This window comes from Geobacter sp. PheSNFMC, from assembly GCF_059620965.1.
Genome location: NZ_JCAMRN010000035.1, coordinates 43641 through 64006 on the forward strand (window position 1 = coordinate 43641; position 20366 = coordinate 64006).

The window sequence follows — 20366 nt, forward strand, 5'->3', positions numbered from 1 at the left end:
TCAAGTCCCGCCCTTGCAGGCAGGGGCGGCATCCGCGTGCCGGTGCCTGAAGAAGAGATAAACCAGCGGCGGCAGAACGAGCAGGTAGGCCACGGCGAGGAGGCGGAAGGTACCGCCCGCGCCGGCGGCGTCGGCATACCGCCCCACCAGGGGGGCGGTGCAGGCGAACAGGAGCCGGAAGCAGAGGGACTGCAGCGACAGCATCCCGGCCCGGTTGGCCGAGGGAATTTCGTCCTGGACCAGGTGGAGGAGGAGCGGACCCCGCATCCCCCGCATGGCAGTGAGCAGGTAGTAGAAGAGAAAGCTCCATGCCCCCGCCGTCCAACCCAGCCCCAGATAGCCGGCCCAGACCAGCAGCACCAGGAGCAGGATCATCCGGCGGTCCCCCAACCGGGCCCGCACCCGGTGGCTCAACACGGCAAAGAGGGCCACGACCAGGTTGGCCCCGGCCCAGACCGGGCCGAAGGAGGCGAGGGGCACGCCGCAGTCGCGCATGTAGGGCTGGATCAGCCAGACCGGATAGAAGGAGGCGAGGCCGAGTGCGATGCTGAGCAGGATGGTGGCGCGCAGGCGCCGGTTGCGGACGAAAACGTAGCGGGCCGAGGCAAGGGCCTCCTTCAGATGGCTGGCCTGGTGGTGCCGCTCCCGTGAGGGCTCGGTCAGTCTGCGCGTCAGGAAAAGGGCTAGCACCCAGACCCCTACCTGGAGAAAAAAAGGAAGAAGGGGATAGCGGGCATAGAGGACACCGGCAAAGAGCGCCCCGGCTGCCTCGCCGGTCTGGCCGAAAAAGGTGGTGCGCCCTTCGTGGCGGGCATAGGCCGTTTCCTCTCCCTGGTCCTTGAGGGATTCGTAGAGGAGCGCGCTGTCGGTGCCGCTGATGAACGAGGTGGCAATGCCGAGAAGGATCTCGGCGATGAGGACGTCCCTGAACGATGTGGCCGCCGTATAGACCGCCCATCCCGCGATTCCCAGGGCCGAGGCCGCGGTCAGGGCCGGCCGGTAGCCGATCCGGTCGCTGATATAGCCGGATGGGTATTCCATCACCGCCATGGCCACGGCGAAGATGCTCTGCAGGAGCAGGATCTCGGACAGGCTCAGCCCGATCTGGTCCTTCCAGAACAGGGTGATGACCGCCATGGGAAACAGGGTCATCTGCAAGAAGGAGAAAGCGTAGAGCAGGGGGATGTTGCGCCGGAGGGTCATGGGCATGCCGGGCTCTCGGGTGGCACAGTGTGGCTCGGGAACGCTCCCGGTGTTTGCCCTCCAGGAGCAGAGGAGCGGGGGCACAAGACGTCCCATCGTTTGCCCTTGCCGGTTCCTGCTGAGAACGAGGTGCGCATGTGCACAGCATAACCCGCGCGGCCACTAAACGATACGGATTTAATGGATGCCAGCCGTCAGCGCCATGAAAGCATGCCCGACATGACATCCCGCTGTCTTTCGATCGCCACTGTCGCCGTCCGTGCAGTGGGTTGCGCGGGCCCACGCGGTTAACGCCGCCGGTAGATGCCCATCAACCCAGCGTCGGCCATGACATGCCCTTTCATGGCCCGTTCGACGTCGGCCTTGCCCGCGCTTGCCGGCAGGTTGAGGAGGGTGTCGAGCGCGTAGAGCTTGAAGAAATAGCGATGGCTTCCCGATGGCGGACAGGGGCCGCCGTAGCCGGTGCGTTGCCAGCTGTTGCGTCCCTGCACGCTCCCGGCGGGGACGCTGTTTTCGGCGAGTGCCGCGGTCTGCGGTGGGATGTTCCACAACACCCAGTGGACCCAGGTGCCCATGGGAGCGTCCGGATCATCCATGATCAGGACAAGGGAGCGGGCCTTGTCCGGCACGCCGTCGATCACGAGCGGCGGGCTGCCGTCCGTGCCGTCGCAGGTATACGCGGCCGGAATGGCCGCGCCATTGGCAAAGGCGGGACTGGTGAGATGCATCGCGCCCATCGTCGTTCCTCCCTTCTCCCCGGCAACGGCGGGTGACGCCAACGCCAGCAGCACCAACCCGAAAATCGTGTTCCTCATGGCCCTTTTCCCTCCCGTGCCAGGATCGCGGCCAGCTTGTCAAAAGATTCGTTCCAGCCGGTCGCACACATCTCCCGCATCTCTCCTGCGAGCAATCCCTTGTGCCGCAGGGTGAGCCGCGTTTTCCCCTTCACGTCCTCCAGCGTGGCCGTGATCAACAGTTCCAGGGGCCAATCGAGCAGTATCGAATAAAACGTCTTGGCCTTTGCCGGGCCGTTGGTAGCCAGTTCCACATGAACGAATTGATTTGCCATGATCTGATCCCGCTTGACTCAAGTATATCCCGTTCCGGAGGAAGGTCACCGCCATGGGCGGCTTATTGATTGATCCCTGGGCTGCAGCATGGTATATCTGGCAAGCGTATGAACCACAGGGCACGCCCTGTGGTTTTTTTGCGGGCGCAGAACGGGAGATCCCCCATGAATCCGAAGGCATTTTCGTCGCTCCACCTGAAATCACCCATGCTCAAGAACCTGGCCTCCCTCGGCTATGCTGAGATGACTCCGATTCAGGCCCACAGCCTGCCGCTCATCCTGGCTGGTAAGGACGTGATCGCCAGGGCCAAGACCGGTAGCGGCAAGACCGCGGCCTTTGGCATCGGACTGCTGACGCGTCTGGATGGGTTATCCTTTCGGGTGCAGGCGCTGGTGCTCTGCCCGACCCGTGAACTGGCGGATCAGGTGGGCAAAGAACTGCGGCGTCTGGCTCGATTTACCGATAATATCAAGATTCTGACCATTTGCGGTGGCGTCCCTTTCGGACCCCAGTTGGGCTCCCTGGAGCATGGCGCCCATGTGGTGGTAGGAACACCCGGCCGCCTGCTGGATCACCTGCGGCGCGGCAGCCTCGACCTCTCCTCGCTGCGGACCCTGGTACTGGACGAGGCGGACCGGATGCTCGACATGGGCTTCCAGGATGACATCAGCGCCCTGGTCGCTGCCACCCCGTCCAAAAGGCAGACCCTTCTCTTTTCCGCCACCTACCCGGAAACCATCGCAGCCATGAGCGCAGCGGTTCAGCGGGAAGCGGTGGAAGTCAGCGTGGACGAAGTCCACGGGGAGGGGGTCATCGAGCAGGTCTTCTACGAGGTGGACAGCGTCCAGCGGACCGAAGCGGTCGCGCGGATTCTCGGGCATTATCGCCCGGAGTCAGCACTCATCTTCTGCAACACGAAGATAGAGTGCCAGGAAGTTGCCGATGCTCTGGCCGGCCGGGGCTATGCCGCCCTGGCCATCCATGGTGACCTGGACCAGCGAGAGCGGGACCGGGTGCTGGTCCGGTTCGCCAACAGGAGTGCATCGGTGCTGGTGGCCACCGACGTCGCCGCCCGGGGGCTGGACATCAAGGAGCTTTCGGCGGTGATCAACTACGAGTTGTCCCGCAATCCGGAGGTCCATACCCACCGCATCGGCCGCACCGGTCGCGCCGGGGAGCGGGGGCTGGCCGTAAGCTTGGTAACGCCCCGGGAAAGCCGTCTGATTGCAGCCATCGCGGATGTGCCCGGCAGCACCACCACTCGTGGCGACCTGTCCACGCTGGCGCCGCTACCGGCGAAGCCGCCGCTGCCCCCCATGGTGACGCTCTGCATCGACGGGGGTCGCAAAAACAAGCTGCGGCCTGGTGATATTCTGGGGGCACTCACCGGAGAGGGAGGTATGCCGGCCAGCGAGGTGGGGAAGATCGATGTGTTCGATTTCCTTACCTACGTGGCCATTGCGCGGCAGAGCAGTGATCAGGCTCTGAACTTTCTGGGGGGACACAGGATCAAGGGGCGTTTTTTCAAGGTGAGGAAAGCAGTCTGACGATATGGGTTTTCTGGAAGAGCAGCGGGGCATGCGTGGCAATCTGCCGACCATGCCGTTTTTTCGAAACCCCGCTGAAGCCTTGTGGTGTTAAGGTGCACGAAAGGCGGTCAACCGGTCTGTTGCCGCTGTCATTCGGTTTCCCCACCGGGAGAGGTGCTCTCGATGCTGCCAGGCAGGCGATCTTTTTTTGCGAGTTTCCGCTGCAGCTTTTCCTCCATTTTTTTCTTCCGTTCCAACTCTTTCTGCCTCTTCTGAAACTGAAAATTGGGTTTAGCCATTGAATCATCACTCCTGCGCAAGGTTGGTCCGGCCGGAACTCCCGTCAAGGAAATCAATGCTGCCGCGGAGTTAATGTCATGGACCGGAATTTTCGAAACACAAAAGCCCCGGAGGTACCCGGGGCTTTTGTGTTTGCTGGGGACGAGCTGTTACACTCTGGTCACGTTTGCAGCCTGGAGGCCTTTCGGCCCCTTGGTGATTTCAAACGTTACTCTATCGCCTTCAGTAAGGGATTTGAATCCGTCACCCGAAATGGCGGAAAAATGACAAAACACGTCTTCACCATTTTCCTGCTCAAGAAAACCAAACCCCTTACTGTCGTTGAACCATTTTACCGTACCGTTTACCATGTGTGTACTTTCTCCTGATACTTCCTGTTGTTTTTGTCAGGCGTCATGCCGAACTTGTACCGACACTAACAGTTTTGTTTCAGGTAAGTCAATCTATTTATGTTATTTAGAGGGAGTAAATCAAACTATTTTGAGCAAATTGCAAATACTTCAAGGGAGAGGAGGCTTCTCTCATTAGAGTGATGTTGTTATTGAAAATACCTAGTATATTGAAAGCGTTGTATGGATATTTAGGGGTAATGAATAGATTGTAGACAACATTAATCGATGGATAGAAATATTATTGTATGGTTTTAAAGTAAATAGGAGTATTGTTAAATATCAGGCTTTGTTTTCTACGTATCGTCAGGTCCCAGAGGTGTCGACAAAGCATTCACCTCAATAAGAGAAACCGGAGTTGCTCAAATGACTATCAAAGTCGGTAATATTGTCAATCACACTGGTGGGTTGGGATGGGGATCCGGCAAGGTTCTGGAAGTGACGGCCACGTTGGCGGTAATCCAGTTCAGTGACGGAAAAAGCCGTAAGATAGCGGCATCGCACTTCTGTACGCTCGAACCGGCTGCCCCGGACTCATATGTTCCTCCACCTGAAGCTGCTGTTGAGGCAAAGCCTTCTCGGCCATCCCGGATGACCAAAAAAAAGTAAGTATCGCGCAGGGTGTCCCGGCGACATCCTGTGTAACGACAGGCGGCCCATCACGGACCGCCTGTGTCGTCATGCGCCGGGTATCATGGTGCCGCCTTGTCGCTGTCCTCTCCTATCATGTTTCCCGTCATCCCCAGGCCGGCTGTCCCTCCATCGTACAGACTAGATCATAGCGCCCCGCTTTAACCGGAATGAAATAAAGTTCCAGTGCATGCCCGGGGTGCACTTCGATGGACAAGAAATAGGAGGCCTTCACTTCTCCGGCGGCGCTGGATTGCACGTACGTTGCATGGTGGTGGCAACAACTGCACAGGGCAAGAGATACCAGCATAAGAGCCACGATCGTAAGTCTCAATCTTCATGGGGGCCTCCCTCCCTTTAGGAACGGAATACGGTGTGTGCTGGCATTTGTGGCGGTTTGCTCCTGCGGCTTGTGCAACGTGGCCAAGATGGCTGTAACAGCCCCACGTGGCTGATCCCTTCGCAGGGGGACCAGATATGCAGGGGATGCACTCACCGTGCGCCATGGGCCGGCGGTTGTTGCCGGTAGCTGATCCGGTAGATGGCCCCGGCCTTGTCGTCGGAAACGAGCATGCTGCCGTCGGGCATGACCTGCACATCCACGGGCCGGCCCCAGACCTTGCCGTTGTCCAGCCACCCCTCGGCAAAGGGCTCGTAGGAGACGGCCCGGTTTCCTTCGAGGCGCACCAGGGTGATGCGGTAGCCGATCCGTTCACTGCGGTTCCAGGAGCCGTGCTCGGCGATGAATATCTGGTTGCGGTAGCGTTCGGGAAACATGGTGCCGGTGTAGAAGCGCATGCCCAGCGCCGCCACGTGGGGGCCAAGCTCCATCTCCGGCGCCACGAGCCCGTCGGGCTTGCGTTTTGCGCCGAACTCGGGGTCAGGGATGTCGCGGCCGTGGCGGTAGGGGAACCCGAAGTGGAGACCGGGCTTGGGCGCCCGGTTGAGCTCGTCCGGCGGAATGTCGTTCCCCAGCCAGTCGCGGCCATTGTCGGTGAACCAGAGTTCGCCGGTGCCGGGGTTCCAGTCAAAGCCCACCGTGTTGCGAACTCCGTTGGCGAAGATCTCCAGGCCGGTGCCGTCCGGGTTCATCCGCATGATCGTGGCGAAGCGGGGATCCTTTTCCTCGCAAACGTTGCACGGGGCCCCCACCGGCACGTAGAGTCTGCCGTCGGGGCCGAAGCGGATGAACTTCCAGCCGTGATGGGTCCTGTCCGGGAATGAGTCGTTGACGATGACCGGCTGCGGGGGATTTTTCAGCCGCTCTTCAATGGCGTCGTACCGCAGCACCCGGCTCACCTCGGCCACGTAGAGGGAACCGTTGCGGAAGGCTACGCCGTTGGGCATCTGCAGCCCCTTGGCGATGGTGATCACCTCATCGGCCACCTGGTCGCCGTTGCGGTCCACCAGGGCGTAGACCTTGCCCTCCCCGCGGCTCCCCACGAACAGGGTTCCCCGGGAGCCGAGGGCCATGGAGCGGGCCCCCGGCACGTTGTCGGCATAAACGGCGATGCTGAAGCCGGGGGGGAGCGTGATGGCGGCCGGCAGCGTCCGGGCGGCGTTGCAGCCCGTGGCGGCAGCCAGCAGGAACAGGTGGGGAAGCAGGAACCGAAGGGCTCTGGGCAGTCGCATGGAGACCTCCCGTGACAGCGGATTGGTGTCCCTCAAGTGTACCACGACGGAACGATGCGTAAGGTCTCGTTGACTGATGCCTCGTCCTTGTTATCCTTCCATCACGACCGATATCTTTGTCCGCGGGCCGAGGCCGGCCCCGCGTCCCCACCGGGGAGGGAGGATCACCATGTCTGACGCAACCACCATCCGGGACCGGGCCGCGGGTGCCGTCATGGGCGCCTTCGTGGGCGAAGCCCTGGGCCTGGGGCCCCACTGGTATTACGATCTCGATGAGATGCGGCGGGACTACGGCCCGTGGATCACCGACTACACCGATCCCCGGCCGGATCGCTACCATGCCGGGCTGAAGGCCGGCCAGCTCTCCCAGGCGGGATACATCCTGAAACTGCTGCTCAGTTCCCTGGTTGCGTGCGGCGGCTATGACGAGGCGGATTTCTGCCGCCGTCTGGATGAGGAGTTGCTGCCGTTGCTGGACGGCACCCCCGTGTGCGGGCCGGGGGGCTATACCAGCCAGTCGATCCGCGAGTTGTGGCGGCAGCGGGTGGAACGGAAGCTGCCGTGGGGCAGGACCGGCGGCCATGCCGACACCACGGAGGCGGCGGAGCGGACGCTCGCCCTGGCGGTGCGCTACGCGTGCGAGCCCGACCGTCTTGCCGCCGCCGTGGCCGGCAACTGCGTCCTCACCCAGATCGACGACACCGTCGTCTCCATGACCACCGCCTATGGTGCGGTACTGGGGATGCTGGTGCAGGGACATCCCCTCGACGAAGGCCTGTCGGCCAGACTCATGGCGCTGGTTGCGCGGGGAGAACTGCCGTTCCACGCCGTCACCACCGGCAACCTGCAGCCGCCCCGCCCGGGTGAGCCGGACCCACCGCGGGCTGGTACGTTCGCTTCCCCCGATGCCCTGCTGACCCCGTCCTACGTGGCGGCGGCCGCGGCAGACCCCCAGATCCGGATCGAGCCGGCATGGAAGGTCTCCATCGTCTACGGTATGCCCTGCGCCATCTATCACCTCCTGCCGGCGGTCTACTATCTGGCGGCCCGTTTTCGCGACGATTTCGAGGCCGCGGTCCTCCATGCCGTCAACGGCGGCGGCCAGAACCAGGCCCGGGCCATGCTCGCCGGTGCCCTGGTCGGCGCCCAGGTCGGTTTTTCGCGTATCCCCCGGCGCTTTATCGACGGCCTGGAGGAATCCGCCACCCTGTGCCGGCTGGCCGAAGATCTGGCCGCACAGGTTTGCGCCTGAGCGTACGGAGGGAGTCCCGTTGCAGCACGTCCCTCGGGGATGAAAGGAGGCAGTCATGTACGGCAAGGACAGGATCTACAAGAAGGTTGAGATCATCGGCGTATCGGCAGTGAGCATTGAGGGGGCCATCGAGACGGCCCTGGTCAGGGCCCGGAACTCCCTTGACAAGCTCTCCTGGTTCGAGGTGCAGGAAATCCGCGGTCACATCGGTGCCGACGGCAAGGTGGCTGAATACCAGGTGGTGCTGAAGGTTTCCTTTGAGCTGAAAGACTGACGCGGCGTTCCGGCCGGGCGGAACCCGGGGGAGGGGGCTGCCCGCCCGGGTTCCGCCGGAGAGATGGGGACGCCCGGTCAGCGCCCCGGCAGGGTGATGCAGAGGCATTCCCCTTCCGCATAGACCGCATCGTCGCAGAAGAGCCGGCCGTGGACCATGACCTTCCGGCCTTGGGCGGAGACGACGCGGCTCTCCACGGTGACCACCTTCTGGAGGGGGAGCATGGTGCGGAAGCTGATGTTGAGGTTCCCCACCACGATGGGGTAACCGGCGGCCCACGCGGCAAGTCCCAGGGCCTCGTCCATAACGGCGGCGATCGATCCGCCGTGGGCATGGCCCGGCGGGCCTTCGGTCTCGGGACCGAACCAGATGCGGGCATGGAGATGCTGTTCGCTGTCGCGATAGTAGCGGGCCCGGAAGCGGTTGCCGTCGGGTTCTCCGGAGACGAAGCGGAGCGATGCGCCGACCAGCGACGGCGCATCGAAAGGGATCCAGCCCTCCTCGCCGCTCAGGTCTACGGGGTGGCGGATGTGTTCGGCCCCCTGTTCAAGCGATGTTTCTGGCACGATTAGTTTCCTCCGTGACGTACGCATCCCGGCACGGGACGCGGTGATAATGCTGTGAGACGGGTGCCGGCGGGAGAGGGGTCAACTCGCCCCGGGCCGGTGGACCGCCAGCGGCCTCCACGACTGAAAGATCGACATGACCTCCAGGGCGTTGACGTTCACATGGGGCGGGAGTTCCGTCACCCAGGCCACGATGCCCGCGATGTCCTCGGCCGTGAGGGCCTGGGTCCCGGCGTAGACCTGGGCCGCCCGTTCCGCATCGCCCTTGAAGCGGACCATGGAGAACTCGGTTTCGGCCATCCCCGGCGCCAGGCAGGTAACCCGCACCCGTTTCCCCAGCAGGTCGGCCCGGAGGTTGCGGGAGAATTGCTCCACGAACGCCTTGGTGCCGCCATAGACGTTGCCGCCGGGATAGGGCCAGGAACCGGCCACCGACCCGATATTGACGATATGCCCCCGGTTGCGGGCGACCATGCCCGGCAGGAGAAACCGGGTGCAGTAGATCAGCCCCTTGATGTTGGTGTCGACCATGGCATCCCAGTCGTCCGGGTTCGTCTCGTGGGCCGGCTCCAGCCCCAGGGCGAGCCCCGCGTTGTTAACGAGGATGTCGATCCGGCTGAAGGCGTCGGGCAGCCCTTCCACCGCTTCCTGCACCGCCTTGCGCCGCCGCACGTCGAGGGTGACGGTGTGGACCTCCGCCTGCGGCGCCAGTTCGTCCCTGAGCGCCAGGAGCGGTTCCTCCCGGCGAGCCGCCAGAACCAGCCGGTCTCCCCTGTCGGCGAAGAGCCGGGCGCATGCCGCGCCGAATCCCGCTGACGCCCCGGTGATGAATACCGTTCTGCTCATGTGGTCCTCCCCTGAGGGTGCGTTGATGCCTGAGACTATGCACCGGATTTCCGCTGCGCGCAAGCAGCGGATGAATATCCCTGGCGTTTCGGGCCCGGCGTGCGCTACTCTGGAAATGCCTGTCGTCTCCGCGCCCTCGAGCTTCCAGTATCTCTCTCACTCTTTTTCGGAGGACTCAATCGAAAAGGATCCTGCTGTTCAGCATGGTGATGCTTGCCTGCAGCTCCGGCGACTGACCGCGGGCCGCGGATTGGCGGAGCCCCCTTGCCCCTTATCTGTGATATAATGAATTACATGGAAGGAGGTGCATGGTCATGCTGGACACAGGCAAGACAACAACCGGGAGTCCGTCCACGGAGAGATGCGACATCAAGGCCTGGAGCGGAGCATGCGGGCATGATTCCTACACGGCCATCGGCGACAAGTACCGGTGCGATCTGTGCGGGACCATTGCCGACCTGACCCATGAAGTGAAGCACGATACGTTCCCCTACACGAGCGGCGACTACGACAATCTGAGTTAGGGGCACGGGCTGGCTGATCCGTCGGTGCGGCATGAAGGTGACGTGGAGTTGGTGAGCCACGGTTACGGGATGCTCCGGAGATATCCGGGGCATTTTTTTGCACGCGGCTGGGCCCGGACTTCGACGGCGCCTCCCCCTCGCCCGTTGCGGCATCCCTTCATGGCGCTATACTTATCCTCCGGACCTCTGCGGAGCCTGCACGGCCCACGTCGCCGGCTGCCCCGAGTGCTCCTGCGCGAAAAGCGTCTCAGGGACCATCGGGCCATGCTCCGACTGGTCCGCCACTATCATTGAAAGCAGTATCGCCCAAGGAATGCTCAAGCCCATGGAGGAGGACGGACTGGTGTCCCTCGCGGAAAAGATCTGGCCGCTGACTTTGTTCTGGCTGAACCGCCTCGCAGCTGGCGGGGAAGAAGCGGCCGAGTCGACCCTGCGCCGCGGCAACGGATTGGTGCGCCGCACGGTCTGCCGCCGCCTGACGGAAGGAGGGGTGCGCATGCTTGCCCGGTCCGGCCCGGCCGCCCCATGAATCCCGTTCTGCTTGCATTGGGCCTGACACTGTTTGCCGGCATGGCCACCGGCATCGGCAGTGCCATTGCCTTTTTCGCCAAGCGGACGAGCTACCGGTTTCTTTCGGTGGCAACCGGGTTTTCGGCCGGTGTCATGGTGTACGTCTCCTTCGTGGAAATCCTTCCCAAGGGGCTCGACTCCCTGGTACGGTCCTGCGGCGAGCCCTGGGGGCACTGGCTGAACGCCGCATCGTTCTTCGGGGGCATGCTCTGCATCGGCCTCATCGATGCCGTGATCCCCGCTGCGAAGAACCCCCACGAGATCCACGCCGACCATGAGATTGCCCCCCTCCACGACCGTTCGGCCCCCTTTCCCGACTTCGATTCCCTTGCCGCCGATCCCCGCTGCGCTCCGACCGGCACCCACGATCACCGGCCGCCGCAGCGCCACCTGCTGCGGATGGGCCTGTTCACCGCCCTCGCCATCACGATCCACAACTTTCCCGAAGGGATGGCCACGTTCCTGGCGGCCCTGGAGAATCCGCGCGTCGGCGCCGCCATTGCCGTGGCCGTTGCGCTCCACAATATCCCCGAGGGGGTCAGCGTTTCCGTGCCGATCTTCTACGCGACCGGCAATCGGCGGAAGGCATTTGCCCTGTCGCTGCTGAGCGGCATGGCCGAGCCCGCCGGTGCCGCCGTCGGCTACCTGGCGCTCCTGCTCTATTCGGGAGGGGGGTCCGGCACCATTCCCGACCAGGTGACCGGTGCGCTCTTCGGTGGGGTGGCGGGTATCATGGTCTACATCAGCTTGGATGAACTGCTGCCGGCCAGCCGGGCTTACGGCAAGGGGCACGACAGCCTGCTGGGGCTCGTGGGGGGGATGGCGGTCATGGCGTTGAGCCTGCTGCTGATGAAGTAGAGTGGCGGAAACACGGTCAAAAACCTTGTCCGGTAGCCTTGACGCGCACGTCCGTGCCGAGGCCCCCGGCACACCCTGAAAAAAATTTGCGATGCTCCGGGTTTTTTTCTTGTTTTCCTGAAAGTGAACCTGCTATTGTTTGTAAGTCCGCGCGCAATGCGGAACATATCAAAAAGAAGTATGGAGAAAGCACGTACATGGTAAACGGAACAGTGAAGTGGTTCAATGACAGCAAGGGGTTTGGTTTTCTTGAGCAGGAGAATGGCGAGGATGTATTCGTTCACTTCTCCGCCATTACCGGCAACGGTTTCAAGACCCTTGCTGAAGGCGATAGGGTAACCTTTGAGGTGACCAAGGGCCCCAAGGGTCTTCAGGCCGCCAACGTGACGCGGATATAGATTGGCCGCACCCCAGTGAGAAAAGCCCCGGAGAAATCCGGGGCTTTTTTTGTGCCCGAGGCAAAAGGGCCGGTTTCCGCGTGGTTCCCGAAAAAGCGTTTGCCTCCCGCACGGAGTAAATGATATAAAAAGGACCTTAAATATCTCTTTTGTGGGGGCATCCATGTTTCGCCTGCCCGGAAAAAGGATCGGTGCTCTGTTTCTTGTATTTGGTGCGTTGTTGTGTGCCGGGATGCCGGCCTGGGGGGCAGCGCCGCTGGTGATGGTGGACCAGGGGCACGGCCAGCGTTTCGTCATTGAACAGAAAGGAGAACTGCAGTTGTCCCGCTTCGGCGCCATCCTGGGCGAAGAGGGTCTCCGGGTCGTGAGCAGCCGGGAACGGCTGACCGACGAGTCGCTCCGGCAGGCGGCGGGGCTCGTGATTTCCGGTCCCTTTACCCCACTGGCGCCGGCCGAGGTGGATGCGGTGATCCGCTTTGCCGAGCGCGGGGGGAGGGTTGCGCTGATGCTGCACATCGGCCCCCCGGTGGGCGTTCTCATGCAGCGGGTGGGGGTCGCCTTTTCCAACGGCGTCCTCCACGAACAGCACAACCTGGTGGGAGATGACGATATCAGCTTCCAGGTGCGCGACCTGACGGCACACCCCCTCTTCACCGGTATCGATCACTTCAGCCTCTATGGCGGCTGGGCCCTCAGCGGCCAGACCCCGCTCGCCCGGACGAGCGCCGAAACCTGGGTGGACCTGAACGGCGACCGGCAGCTTACCGAGCGCGATGCCATGGATCGCTTCGCGGTGGTGGTGGAGGGGAGCATCGGGGCCGGACGCATTCTGATCTTTGGTGATGATGCCATTTTTCTGAACCGGTACCTGGATGAGGCGAATTCGCGTCTGGCAAGGAATCTCGCCCAGTGGCTGGGGGGGCGGTAAGATTCCCGGCGGGGAGGATCGCGGCCGTGGGGCTGATCCCGAAGCTGAACGACGCGAGACATACCTGCAAGGCGGCCACTGGGCCGCCTTGTTCCGTTTCCGGGAACGGTTGCCGGGTCTGAGGCCCGAGAGCGGTCCAGACCTTTTGGCCGCACGAGCGCCAACACTGTAACTTGAAGATTTCTCGGGTCTTACAACCTGCAAAACTCCACAGCCTGCCGAGGTTACAACAGAGTATCACGTTGACGCCGGCCAGCCAGCGGTGCTATTCTTGGCAGATTCTGCCTTAGCCCTTGATCGGCCGATGAAAATCAACCAGAGCTCAGGAGGTGTCCGGTGAGGAAATTCGGTTTCTTGGCTGTGTCCGTGTCTCTTTCCCTTATGCTGCTTTCGACGGCCATGGCGGCGCCTCCCGGCGGCAAGGTTCTCATCGGGATATCGAAGGTCGTTTCGCATCCGGCCCTGGATGCCGTTGAAAGGGGGCTCCAGGACGAACTGGCCGCCCTGAAGATCAATGCCCGGTACGATCTGCAGAACGCCAACGGCGACGCCAATACCGCCGCCTCCATTGCCAATAAATTCCAGTCCGAGAAGGTGACCCTGGCCGTGGGCATCGCCACTCCCACCGCCCAAGCCCTGGTAAACACTCTGAAAACGACGCCGGTGGTCTTTTCCGCAGTGACCGACCCGGTCAAGGCCGGCCTGGTGAAATCCCTGACCAGGGGCGAGAAGTACGTCACCGGCGTTTCCGACATGACCCCTGTCAAGCAGCAGATCGAGCTCCTGCTCAAGATCAAGAAGGTGAAGCGGCTCGGCCACATCTACACCAGCTCCGAAGAGAATGCCGTGGTGCTTGCCGGGGTGGTGAAGAAGGCGTGCCAGGACCTGGGCATCCAGTACGTGGAAACCACCGTGTCCAAGTCCGCCGAGGTTAAGCAGGCCACCCAGTCCATCATCCGCAGGGTCGATGCCCTCTACGTGAGCACCGACAACACGGTGGTGTCGGCCATGAGCGCCCTGACCGACGTGGCCATGAAGAACAAGGTGCCGGTCATGTCGGCGGACCCCAGCTCCGCCGAGAGCCATCCCGTCCTGGCGGCCTGGGGCTTCGACTACTACAAGATGGGGCGCGCCACGGGCAAGATGGTGGCCGAGATCCTCAAGGGCAAGAAGCCGGAGCAACTTCCGACCCGCTTCATGACCAAGGCTTCCGACGTGGACCTGCTGGTGAACCTGGACGTGGCGAAGAAGCTCGGCCTCACCGTGCCGGCCGCCATCGCGAAGAACGCCAACAAGGTTGTCGAGAACGGCACGCTGACCAAGAAGTAACGGCAAGAAGGCTTCCATGATCGAAGGTATTTTTGTTGAAGGACTCATTTACGGGATCATGGTCCTGGGGGTATTCATCTCCTTCCGGATCCTCGACTTTCCCGACCTGACGGTGGACGGGTCGTTCCCTCTGGGAGCGGCCCTCATGGCCCAGTGCATCATGATGGGGGTGAACCTCTGGGTTGCACTGCTGGTGGCCTTCGCGGGCGGAGTGATCGCCGGCGTGGTCACCTCCCTCATCCATAACCATCTGAAGGTGCCGAACCTCCTGGCCGGCATCCTGACCATGACCATGCTCTACTCCGTCAACATCCGGGTGCTGGGGAACCGGGCGAACGTCCCGCTCCTGAACCAGGAGACGATCCTCTCCCTGGTGACCGAGCGGCTTGCGGGGATCATCCCGGACGAGTATATCCTCCTGGTCTTCTTCGCGGTGGTGACCCTCGCGATCAAGCTCCTGCTCGACCTCTTCTTCCGCACCGACCTGGGGCTCACCATCGGGGCCATGGGGAACAACGAGCAGATGGTCATCTCCCAGGGGGTGAATCCCCAGACCCTGAAGTCCATCGGCCTGGGCCTCTCCAATGGGCTGGTGGCCCTCTCCGGCGCCTTTGCGGCCCAGTACCTGGGCTTCGCCGACGTGGGGCTCGGTCAGGGGATCATCATCTCGGGCCTGGCGTCGGTCATGATCGGCGAGTTCCTGATCATGAAGAGCAACCGGATCGGGGTGCTCACTCTCTGCGCCGTTCTGGGCTCCATCTGTTTTTACGCGGTCATGTACGTGGGGCGCTACTACGGCTACGTCATCAACATGACCCCCAACGACCTGAACCTCATCAAGGGGATCCTGATCATCGCGCTGCTGGTCCTTACCCAGAGCAAGAAGCTGAAGAAATTCGCCGTTAAAGCCGTGGTGAAAAATGATTGAGCTCAAAAATGCGTCCATGACCTTCAACCCGGGCACGGTGAACGAGAATCAGGCCATCTCGAACATCAGCCTGAAGGTCCGGGAGGGGGACTTCATAACCGTCATCGGCAGCAACGGCGCTGGCAAGTCGACCCTCTTCAACCTCATTGCCGGGACCATCACCCCCTCTTCCGGCTCCATTTTCCTGAATGACCGGAACATCACCCGCGACCCCGAGTACAAGCGGGCCAAGTACATCGGCCGGATCTTCCAGAATCCGCTCCTGGGAACCGCTTCCACCATGAGCCTGGAAGACAACATGATGATCACCTATAAAAAGGGGTTCAAGTGGCTCAAGAGGAGCCTGAACCACAAGATGCGGGAGTACTTCCGGACGGAACTGGTCCAGTTGAAGATGGGGCTGGAGGACCGGATGAAGGAGAACCTGGCCCTCTTCTCCGGGGGGCAGCGCCAGGCCCTGACGCTCCTGATGATGGTCCTTTCCCGGCCGGACCTGATCCTTCTCGACGAGCACACGGCGGCCCTGGACCCCAAGAACGCCCAGATCGTCCTGGAGCTCACCGACAAGTTCATTCGGGAATACAATCTCACGGCCATGATGATCACCCACAACATGAGCCATGCCATCGAGTACGGCAACCGGCTCCTGATGATGGACAAAGGGGAGATCATCTTCGAGGCCGAGGGGGAGGAGAAGCGGGCGCTGACCGTGGAGAAGCTCATCGACAAATTCCACCAGATCCGCCACACCTCCTTCGAAAACGACCGCACCCTTCTTTCCGACGACTAGGCGCGGGCCGGCCCCGGTCCCGCGCCGCCCCGACGTAAGCCATGCTCCTCATTCATCCCCCTGTCGCCAAACCGGGTGAACCGCCCGCCGGCATCGCCCGCCTCGCGGGCGAGCTCCGGGCCCACGGCCTTCCCTGCCGGGTACTGGATGCCAACCTGGAGGGGCTCCTCTGGCTGCTGGAGCAGCCGTCTCCGGCTACCGACACCTGGACCCGCCGGGCATCCCGAAGCCGTGCAGATCACCTGGCCGCACTGCGGGGGATGGACGCTTACCGCTCCCCCGACCGGTACCGCCGGGCGGTCAGCGACCTGAACCGGCTCCTGGCCGCGGCGGGGCGCGACTCCGGCGCAGTGCCGGGGCTTGCGGACTACCGGCAGGACGGCTTTTCCCCCGTATCGAGCGCCGATCTGCTCAGGGCCGCGGAAGAGCCTGAGCGCAATCCCTTCCATCCCTGGTTCAGTCAACGCCTGCCCGAGCTGCTGGACGGCGTCCGCGTGGCGGGCCTGTCCCTCAACTACCTGAGCCAAGCGGTTTCTGCCTTCGCCATGATCGGCTTTCTCCGCACGCGGTTCCCCGGACTGACCCTGGTGCTGGGCGGCGGGCTGGTCACGTCGTGGCTGCGGCGCCCCGGGTGGCGCAATCCGTTCGGCGGCCTCGTGGATCACCTGGTGGACGGGCCCGGGGAGTTGCCCCTTCTGCGGCTTCTGGGGGCCGAAGAGCCGCTCTGCCACCAGGTGCCGCCCGCCTACGACCCGCTGCCCCTGCACGACTACCTTTCCCCCGGACTGGTTCTGCCCTACAGCGCCGCCGGCGGCTGCTACTGGAACCGCTGTTCCTTCTGTCCCGAGCGGGCCGAGGGAAACGCCTACCGCCCCCGCGCCGTCCAGCGGGTACTGGCCGATCTGGAGACCCTGGTCAGCCGGCACCAACCCGCGCTGCTGCACCTTCTTGACAATGCCGTCAGTCCGTCGCTCCTGCGGGGGATGGCAGCTGCCCCGCCGGGCGTCCCCTGGTATGGCTTCGCCAGGGTCGACGAACAGTTGGCGGATCCCGATTTCTGCCGGAATCTCAGACGCTCCGGATGCGTGATGCTGAAGCTGGGGCTTGAGTCGGGGGATCAGGGGGTGCTGGACCGGCTGCACAAGGGGGTCGACCTGGCAACGGCGGCACGGGCACTCCGGAGTCTGCGGGAGGCGGGCATTGCCGTGTACGCCTACCTCCTGTTCGGCACCCCCGCGGAAACGGAAGAGGCTGCCCGGCGGACGCTGGCATTCGTGGCAGAGCACCGGGAGGAGATCGGATTCCTCAATCTGGCGGTGTTCAACATGCCGATCAGCGGGGATGAGGCCGATGCTTACGGCACTGCGCCATTCTACGAGGGAGATCTCTCGCTCTACACCGCCTTTCGGCATCCCCGGGGCTGGGACCGGAAGCAGGTGCGGCGCTTCCTGGACCGGGAGTTCACGCGCCATCCCGCCGTGGCGCCGATTCTGCGCCGGGACCCGCCGGTGTTTACCTCCAACCATGCACCCTTTTTCGTCGGGGGCTGATCAGGCTGCGTCAGCCATCCCGCGCCTCCTGTTTTTCTTGGCAGAATTGCTTTGACAGGGTCAATGCCCGTGGCGTATACAGGATCAATCGGCTTTTCAGTCCAAATTACGGGCAGTTAATCCTACTTTGTCATAGTTGGTTTCTGTTGGTGTAAAGGAAACCGGGGAGTCTCTCTCGGAAAAACCTCCACGCGTTGCCCTGGTCCCCCGACTCGCCTCAACAGCCATAGAGCCGATTTCCTGTCGCACCGGCACCCTGCTTTGTGCGGGACTTTCTTCTCCGGGAGAATCCCCGGCTCCCTTGGGGGGCCGTCGGTGGAGCTATGACAAACGAAAATTACCAACTGCCCGGCAAGAAAGATGCGTTATGTTCAACCTGAAACCTGAACTTGTGGCCCGTCTTGAACGGGTGCTCACCTCCGTGGAAATGCTGCTGCCGCGCCCCACGGCGCCGGTGGACTGGTCGGTCTGTCATGCCGCCAGCTGGCGCCGCCATTCCTTTTCCGGCTATCTCGAACCGGTGCGCCAGACCGATACCGTCACCCTGCCCGAGTTGCTCGGCATCGAGAAGCAGAAAGAGGTGATGACAAGCAACACGCTCCAGTTCCTCCGGGGGCTTCCGGCCAACAACGCCTTGCTCTGGGGATCCCGGGGGACGGGGAAGTCGTCTCTCGTCAAGGCGCTGCTGAATGAATATGCCGCCCAGGGCCTCCGGATTGTCCAGGTGGAGAAAGAGGACCTGATCTATCTGTCCGAGATCTTCGCGGCCGTAGAGAACGAGCCCTACCGCTTCATCCTTCTCTGTGACGACCTGAGCTTCGAGGTGGGAGAGTTGAGCTACAAGATGCTCAAGAGCGCCTTGGACGGCTCGGTCTACTCGGCCCCGGAAAACGTGCTCATCTACGTGACTTCAAACCGTCGGCACCTGATCCCCGAGTACGAGTCGGACAACGTGGGATGGAAATACGTTAATGGCGAGCTCCAGCAGAGCGAGGCAATGGAGGAGAAGATTTCCCTCTCTGACCGTTTCGGGTTGTGGGTTGCCTTCCACGTCTTCTCCCAGGACCGTTATCTGGAGGCGGTTCGTCTCTGCATCGAGCGTGAGGCCCGCCAGCGCAAGGTGGAGATTCCCTGGACCAAGGAGATCGAGCGGGAGGCCATCCAGTGGTCCCACGACAAGAGCAAGCGGTGCGGGCGGACGGCGTTTCAGTTTTCACGGCACTGGGTTGGGCGCTACCTGCTCGGCGGACGGTAACATGATCTCTCGACAGCCCCGCCACGGGTGATGTTGTGGCCGGTCATTTTTTGTGATACAACGGGAGCCTGTTGGTGAAGTTGTCGATTTGTATACGAAAAATGGTTTGTCGTTCCCCGTTGAAGGGGTAAGCCCGGATTGACGGAGAGAGGAAGCGTGTCGAGATGAATCTGCTGGACGGAAAGAAGTGCGCTGAGAGCCTGGTGGCCGAGATTGCCAGGAAAGTGGCGGGTTACACGGAGTCGGGACTGCGCACACCCCACATGACCATCATTCTGGTGGGCGAGCATGCGCCGAGTGAATCGTATGTGAAATCCAAGATCGCCACCAGCGGCCTCGCCGGTTTCGAGAGCACATTGCTGAGGTTCCCCGAGACAATCAGGGAGTCGGAGTTGCTGGCAAAGATCAAGGAAGTCAACGAAGACCCCACCACCGACGGGCTCATCGTCCAGCTGCCCCTGCCGAAACACATCAACCAGCAGCATGTCATCAACGCCATTGCGCCGGAAAAGGACATCGACGGATTCCATCCGGCAAACTTCGGCCGCATGACCCTGGGGCAGAAGGCGTTCCGTCCTGCCACCGCCTACGGCATCTGCAAGCTGCTGCAGTTTTACGAGGTGCCGGTCAAGGCAAAGCACTGCGTCGTGATCGGCCGGTCCAACATCGTGGGCAAGCCGATCTCCATCATGCTCTCCAACGACTTCGATATCGGCAACGCCACGGTGACGCTCACCCACATTGAAACTCCACGCGAGCTCCTGCTGGATGAAACACGCCGGGCGGACATCGTGATCGTTGCCGTGGGCATCCCGGGGTTTGTTACGGCCGATATGGTCAAGGATGGGGTCGTGCTGATAGACGTGGGGATCAATCGTCTGGAGAGCGGCAAGATTGTGGGGGATGTGGATTTCGAAAATGTGGCGCAGAAATGTTCCTGGATCACGCCGGTCCCCGGTGGCGTGGGGAGGATGACCGTTGCCGCCCTGATGATCAATACGCTCATGGCCTACCAGAATAATTTCAATCTGGCCTGACCGGAGTCCATGAGCCGTCTGCTACGCTTCCACGGGGGCGGGGCGCCGTGAGAGGTGTCCCGCCCCTCGTGCGTTCAGTGTCGTTAGGCCGCGAAGCTGTAGTCGTGCGCTTCAACGCACTCGGTTACGGCTTCGAGGAACGAGTTCTCCTGGGGATCAGTGATGATTTCCATCGCGCCGTGGTTAACTGCCCACACCGTTCCGCAGATATCGCAGGTCACGATGTCTTCGGAAAAACCTTCCGAGTGGAGATCGATGGCTACCTGCTGGCCGTGGGCTTTGCATACGGGGCACTTCATGGTGTTGCTCCTTTCATTCTTGACTAGTTTACCGAAACTATAAACGGGTCTCCTGGGGAATGCAAGGGGTGATGTGAAAAAAGTCACAACAAAACAATATGTTACAAGTGCATTGTGTCGCTGTATAGACTGCCATTTGGTTTTAATATGTATACTGATTTTATTTATACTATAACATGCTGTAATTGCATGACTTATTCTTGGGAAAC

24 protein-coding genes are annotated in these 20366 nt (G+C 62.0%); 15 read left to right on the forward strand and 9 right to left on the reverse strand.

What is annotated here, in order from left to right:
- The 3 genes from AC6CDK_RS09525 to AC6CDK_RS09535 form a co-directional block, all read right to left on the reverse strand.
- Positions 1 to 1209, reverse strand: coding sequence for an MFS transporter (locus AC6CDK_RS09525; RefSeq protein ID WP_275451515.1), 1209 nt, complete (start codon positions 1207 to 1209; stop codon positions 1 to 3).
- A 281-nt stretch (positions 1210 to 1490) separates the two neighbouring features.
- Positions 1491 to 2018, reverse strand: coding sequence for a YbhB/YbcL family Raf kinase inhibitor-like protein (locus tag AC6CDK_RS09530; RefSeq protein ID WP_039647734.1), 528 nt, complete (start codon positions 2016 to 2018; stop codon positions 1491 to 1493).
- On the reverse strand, positions 2015 to 2272 hold the full coding sequence (locus tag AC6CDK_RS09535) for an SRPBCC family protein (protein ID WP_052269456.1): 258 nt from the start codon (positions 2270 to 2272) through the stop codon (positions 2015 to 2017). Before AC6CDK_RS09535 ends, AC6CDK_RS09530 begins: the two co-directional genes overlap by 4 nt.
- Before the next feature lie 165 nt (positions 2273 to 2437).
- On the opposite strand from AC6CDK_RS09535, the gene dbpA reads away from it, so the two are divergent.
- Positions 2438 to 3820, forward strand: coding sequence for an ATP-dependent RNA helicase DbpA (gene dbpA / locus AC6CDK_RS09540; RefSeq protein WP_039647736.1), 1383 nt, complete (start codon positions 2438 to 2440; stop codon positions 3818 to 3820).
- Between the two features lie 131 nt (positions 3821 to 3951).
- Here the strand turns inward: dbpA and AC6CDK_RS09545 are convergent, their stop codons facing one another.
- A complete protein-coding gene (locus AC6CDK_RS09545; protein ID WP_052269457.1) occupies positions 3952 to 4101 on the reverse strand; it encodes a hypothetical protein in 150 nt (49 codons plus the stop codon).
- A 150-nt stretch (positions 4102 to 4251) separates the two neighbouring features.
- Positions 4252 to 4452, reverse strand: a complete 201-nt coding sequence (locus tag AC6CDK_RS09550) for a cold-shock protein (protein ID WP_039647738.1) — start codon at positions 4450 to 4452, stop codon at positions 4252 to 4254.
- A 405-nt stretch (positions 4453 to 4857) separates the two neighbouring features.
- Here AC6CDK_RS09550 and AC6CDK_RS09555 point away from each other — a divergent pair, with 405 nt between their 5' ends.
- On the forward strand, positions 4858 to 5100 hold the full coding sequence (locus tag AC6CDK_RS09555; protein ID WP_052269458.1) for a hypothetical protein: 243 nt from the start codon (positions 4858 to 4860) through the stop codon (positions 5098 to 5100).
- A gap of 513 nt (positions 5101 to 5613) precedes the next feature.
- Here AC6CDK_RS09555 and AC6CDK_RS09560 read toward each other — a convergent pair.
- Positions 5614 to 6753 carry a PQQ-dependent sugar dehydrogenase gene (locus AC6CDK_RS09560; protein ID WP_039647740.1) on the reverse strand — a complete coding sequence of 380 codons (1140 nt, stop codon included), beginning with the start codon at positions 6751 to 6753 and terminating at the stop codon, positions 5614 to 5616.
- A 169-nt stretch (positions 6754 to 6922) separates the two neighbouring features.
- On the opposite strand from AC6CDK_RS09560, the gene AC6CDK_RS09565 reads away from it, so the two are divergent.
- A complete protein-coding gene (locus AC6CDK_RS09565; RefSeq protein ID WP_039647742.1) occupies positions 6923 to 8005 on the forward strand; it encodes an ADP-ribosylglycohydrolase family protein in 1083 nt (360 codons plus the stop codon).
- Positions 8006 to 8060: 55 nt separating this feature from the next.
- On the forward strand, positions 8061 to 8279 hold the full coding sequence (locus AC6CDK_RS09570) for a dodecin (RefSeq protein WP_039647744.1): 219 nt from the start codon (positions 8061 to 8063) through the stop codon (positions 8277 to 8279).
- 77 nt (positions 8280 to 8356) lie between these two features.
- Here the strand turns inward: AC6CDK_RS09570 and AC6CDK_RS09575 are convergent, their stop codons facing one another.
- Together AC6CDK_RS09575 and AC6CDK_RS09580 are read right to left on the reverse strand one after the other, a co-directional pair.
- Positions 8357 to 8845, reverse strand: a complete 489-nt coding sequence (locus tag AC6CDK_RS09575; protein ID WP_039647745.1) for a PaaI family thioesterase — start codon at positions 8843 to 8845, stop codon at positions 8357 to 8359.
- Between the two features lie 81 nt (positions 8846 to 8926).
- Positions 8927 to 9691, reverse strand: a complete 765-nt coding sequence (locus AC6CDK_RS09580) for an SDR family oxidoreductase (RefSeq protein WP_192905951.1) — start codon at positions 9689 to 9691, stop codon at positions 8927 to 8929.
- Positions 9692 to 10005: 314 nt separating this feature from the next.
- Between AC6CDK_RS09580 and AC6CDK_RS09585 the strand changes: the two genes are divergently transcribed.
- From AC6CDK_RS09585 to AC6CDK_RS09635, 11 genes are all read left to right on the forward strand, one after another.
- Positions 10006 to 10215 carry a hypothetical protein gene (locus AC6CDK_RS09585; RefSeq protein WP_039648467.1) on the forward strand — a complete coding sequence of 70 codons (210 nt, stop codon included), beginning with the start codon at positions 10006 to 10008 and terminating at the stop codon, positions 10213 to 10215.
- Positions 10216 to 10528: 313 nt separating this feature from the next.
- Positions 10529 to 10744 (forward strand): hypothetical protein, encoded by a 216-nt coding sequence (locus AC6CDK_RS09590; protein WP_226048548.1) that lies wholly within the window; start codon positions 10529 to 10531, stop codon positions 10742 to 10744.
- On the forward strand, positions 10741 to 11643 hold the full coding sequence (gene zupT / locus AC6CDK_RS09595; protein ID WP_039647749.1) for a zinc transporter ZupT: 903 nt from the start codon (positions 10741 to 10743) through the stop codon (positions 11641 to 11643). Before AC6CDK_RS09590 ends, zupT begins: the two co-directional genes overlap by 4 nt.
- 197 nt (positions 11644 to 11840) lie before the next feature.
- Positions 11841 to 12041: a cold-shock protein gene (locus AC6CDK_RS09600; RefSeq protein ID WP_039647751.1), complete on the forward strand. Its 201-nt coding sequence runs from the start codon at positions 11841 to 11843 to the stop codon at positions 12039 to 12041.
- A 163-nt stretch (positions 12042 to 12204) separates the two neighbouring features.
- A complete protein-coding gene (locus AC6CDK_RS09605; protein ID WP_066358237.1) occupies positions 12205 to 12969 on the forward strand; it encodes a DUF4350 domain-containing protein in 765 nt (254 codons plus the stop codon).
- A gap of 336 nt (positions 12970 to 13305) precedes the next feature.
- Positions 13306 to 14298, forward strand: coding sequence for an ABC transporter substrate-binding protein (locus AC6CDK_RS09610; RefSeq protein WP_039647754.1), 993 nt, complete (start codon positions 13306 to 13308; stop codon positions 14296 to 14298).
- A gap of 16 nt (positions 14299 to 14314) precedes the next feature.
- Positions 14315 to 15226 carry an ABC transporter permease gene (locus AC6CDK_RS09615; RefSeq protein ID WP_039647755.1) on the forward strand — a complete coding sequence of 304 codons (912 nt, stop codon included), beginning with the start codon at positions 14315 to 14317 and terminating at the stop codon, positions 15224 to 15226.
- On the forward strand, positions 15219 to 16016 hold the full coding sequence (locus AC6CDK_RS09620) for an ABC transporter ATP-binding protein (RefSeq protein ID WP_192905950.1): 798 nt from the start codon (positions 15219 to 15221) through the stop codon (positions 16014 to 16016). The genes AC6CDK_RS09615 and AC6CDK_RS09620 overlap by 8 nt, the downstream gene beginning before the upstream one ends.
- 41 nt (positions 16017 to 16057) lie before the next feature.
- Positions 16058 to 17566: a B12-binding domain-containing radical SAM protein gene (locus tag AC6CDK_RS09625; RefSeq protein ID WP_192905949.1), complete on the forward strand. Its 1509-nt coding sequence runs from the start codon at positions 16058 to 16060 to the stop codon at positions 17564 to 17566.
- Positions 17567 to 17933: 367 nt separating this feature from the next.
- A complete protein-coding gene (locus tag AC6CDK_RS09630) occupies positions 17934 to 18821 on the forward strand; it encodes an ATP-binding protein (RefSeq protein ID WP_039647758.1) in 888 nt (295 codons plus the stop codon).
- Between the two features lie 164 nt (positions 18822 to 18985).
- Entirely contained in the window at positions 18986 to 19858 is an 873-nt protein-coding gene (locus AC6CDK_RS09635; protein WP_010940890.1) for a bifunctional 5,10-methylenetetrahydrofolate dehydrogenase/5,10-methenyltetrahydrofolate cyclohydrolase, read from the forward strand.
- A gap of 83 nt (positions 19859 to 19941) precedes the next feature.
- On the opposite strand, the gene AC6CDK_RS09640 is transcribed toward AC6CDK_RS09635, so the two are convergent.
- Positions 19942 to 20157, reverse strand: a complete 216-nt coding sequence (locus AC6CDK_RS09640; protein WP_010940891.1) for a hypothetical protein — start codon at positions 20155 to 20157, stop codon at positions 19942 to 19944.
- Between the last annotated feature and the right edge of the window lie 209 nt (positions 20158 to 20366).

Coding starts and splice junctions, on each gene's coding strand:
- AC6CDK_RS09525 (WP_275451515.1), bottom strand. CDS start 1,209: ATGCCCATGACCCTCCGGCGCAACATCCCCCTGCTCTACGCTTTCTCC.
- AC6CDK_RS09530 (WP_039647734.1), bottom strand. CDS start 2,018: ATGAGGAACACGATTTTCGGGTTGGTGCTGCTGGCGTTGGCGTCACCC.
- AC6CDK_RS09535 (WP_052269456.1), bottom strand. CDS start 2,272: ATGGCAAATCAATTCGTTCATGTGGAACTGGCTACCAACGGCCCGGCA.
- dbpA (WP_039647736.1), top strand. CDS start 2,438: ATGAATCCGAAGGCATTTTCGTCGCTCCACCTGAAATCACCCATGCTC.
- AC6CDK_RS09545 (WP_052269457.1), bottom strand. CDS start 4,101: ATGGCTAAACCCAATTTTCAGTTTCAGAAGAGGCAGAAAGAGTTGGAA.
- AC6CDK_RS09550 (WP_039647738.1), bottom strand. CDS start 4,452: ATGGTAAACGGTACGGTAAAATGGTTCAACGACAGTAAGGGGTTTGGT.
- AC6CDK_RS09555 (WP_052269458.1), top strand. CDS start 4,858: ATGACTATCAAAGTCGGTAATATTGTCAATCACACTGGTGGGTTGGGA.
- AC6CDK_RS09560 (WP_039647740.1), bottom strand. CDS start 6,753: ATGCGACTGCCCAGAGCCCTTCGGTTCCTGCTTCCCCACCTGTTCCTG.
- AC6CDK_RS09565 (WP_039647742.1), top strand. CDS start 6,923: ATGTCTGACGCAACCACCATCCGGGACCGGGCCGCGGGTGCCGTCATG.
- AC6CDK_RS09570 (WP_039647744.1), top strand. CDS start 8,061: ATGTACGGCAAGGACAGGATCTACAAGAAGGTTGAGATCATCGGCGTA.
- AC6CDK_RS09580 (WP_192905951.1), bottom strand. CDS start 9,691: ATGAGCAGAACGGTATTCATCACCGGGGCGTCAGCGGGATTCGGCGCG.
- AC6CDK_RS09585 (WP_039648467.1), top strand. CDS start 10,006: ATGCTGGACACAGGCAAGACAACAACCGGGAGTCCGTCCACGGAGAGA.
- AC6CDK_RS09590 (WP_226048548.1), top strand. CDS start 10,529: ATGCTCAAGCCCATGGAGGAGGACGGACTGGTGTCCCTCGCGGAAAAG.
- zupT (WP_039647749.1), top strand. CDS start 10,741: ATGAATCCCGTTCTGCTTGCATTGGGCCTGACACTGTTTGCCGGCATG.
- AC6CDK_RS09600 (WP_039647751.1), top strand. CDS start 11,841: ATGGTAAACGGAACAGTGAAGTGGTTCAATGACAGCAAGGGGTTTGGT.
- AC6CDK_RS09605 (WP_066358237.1), top strand. CDS start 12,205: ATGTTTCGCCTGCCCGGAAAAAGGATCGGTGCTCTGTTTCTTGTATTT.
- AC6CDK_RS09615 (WP_039647755.1), top strand. CDS start 14,315: ATGATCGAAGGTATTTTTGTTGAAGGACTCATTTACGGGATCATGGTC.
- AC6CDK_RS09620 (WP_192905950.1), top strand. CDS start 15,219: ATGATTGAGCTCAAAAATGCGTCCATGACCTTCAACCCGGGCACGGTG.
- AC6CDK_RS09625 (WP_192905949.1), top strand. CDS start 16,058: ATGCTCCTCATTCATCCCCCTGTCGCCAAACCGGGTGAACCGCCCGCC.
- AC6CDK_RS09630 (WP_039647758.1), top strand. CDS start 17,934: ATGTTCAACCTGAAACCTGAACTTGTGGCCCGTCTTGAACGGGTGCTC.
- AC6CDK_RS09635 (WP_010940890.1), top strand. CDS start 18,986: ATGAATCTGCTGGACGGAAAGAAGTGCGCTGAGAGCCTGGTGGCCGAG.
- AC6CDK_RS09640 (WP_010940891.1), bottom strand. CDS start 20,157: ATGAAGTGCCCCGTATGCAAAGCCCACGGCCAGCAGGTAGCCATCGAT.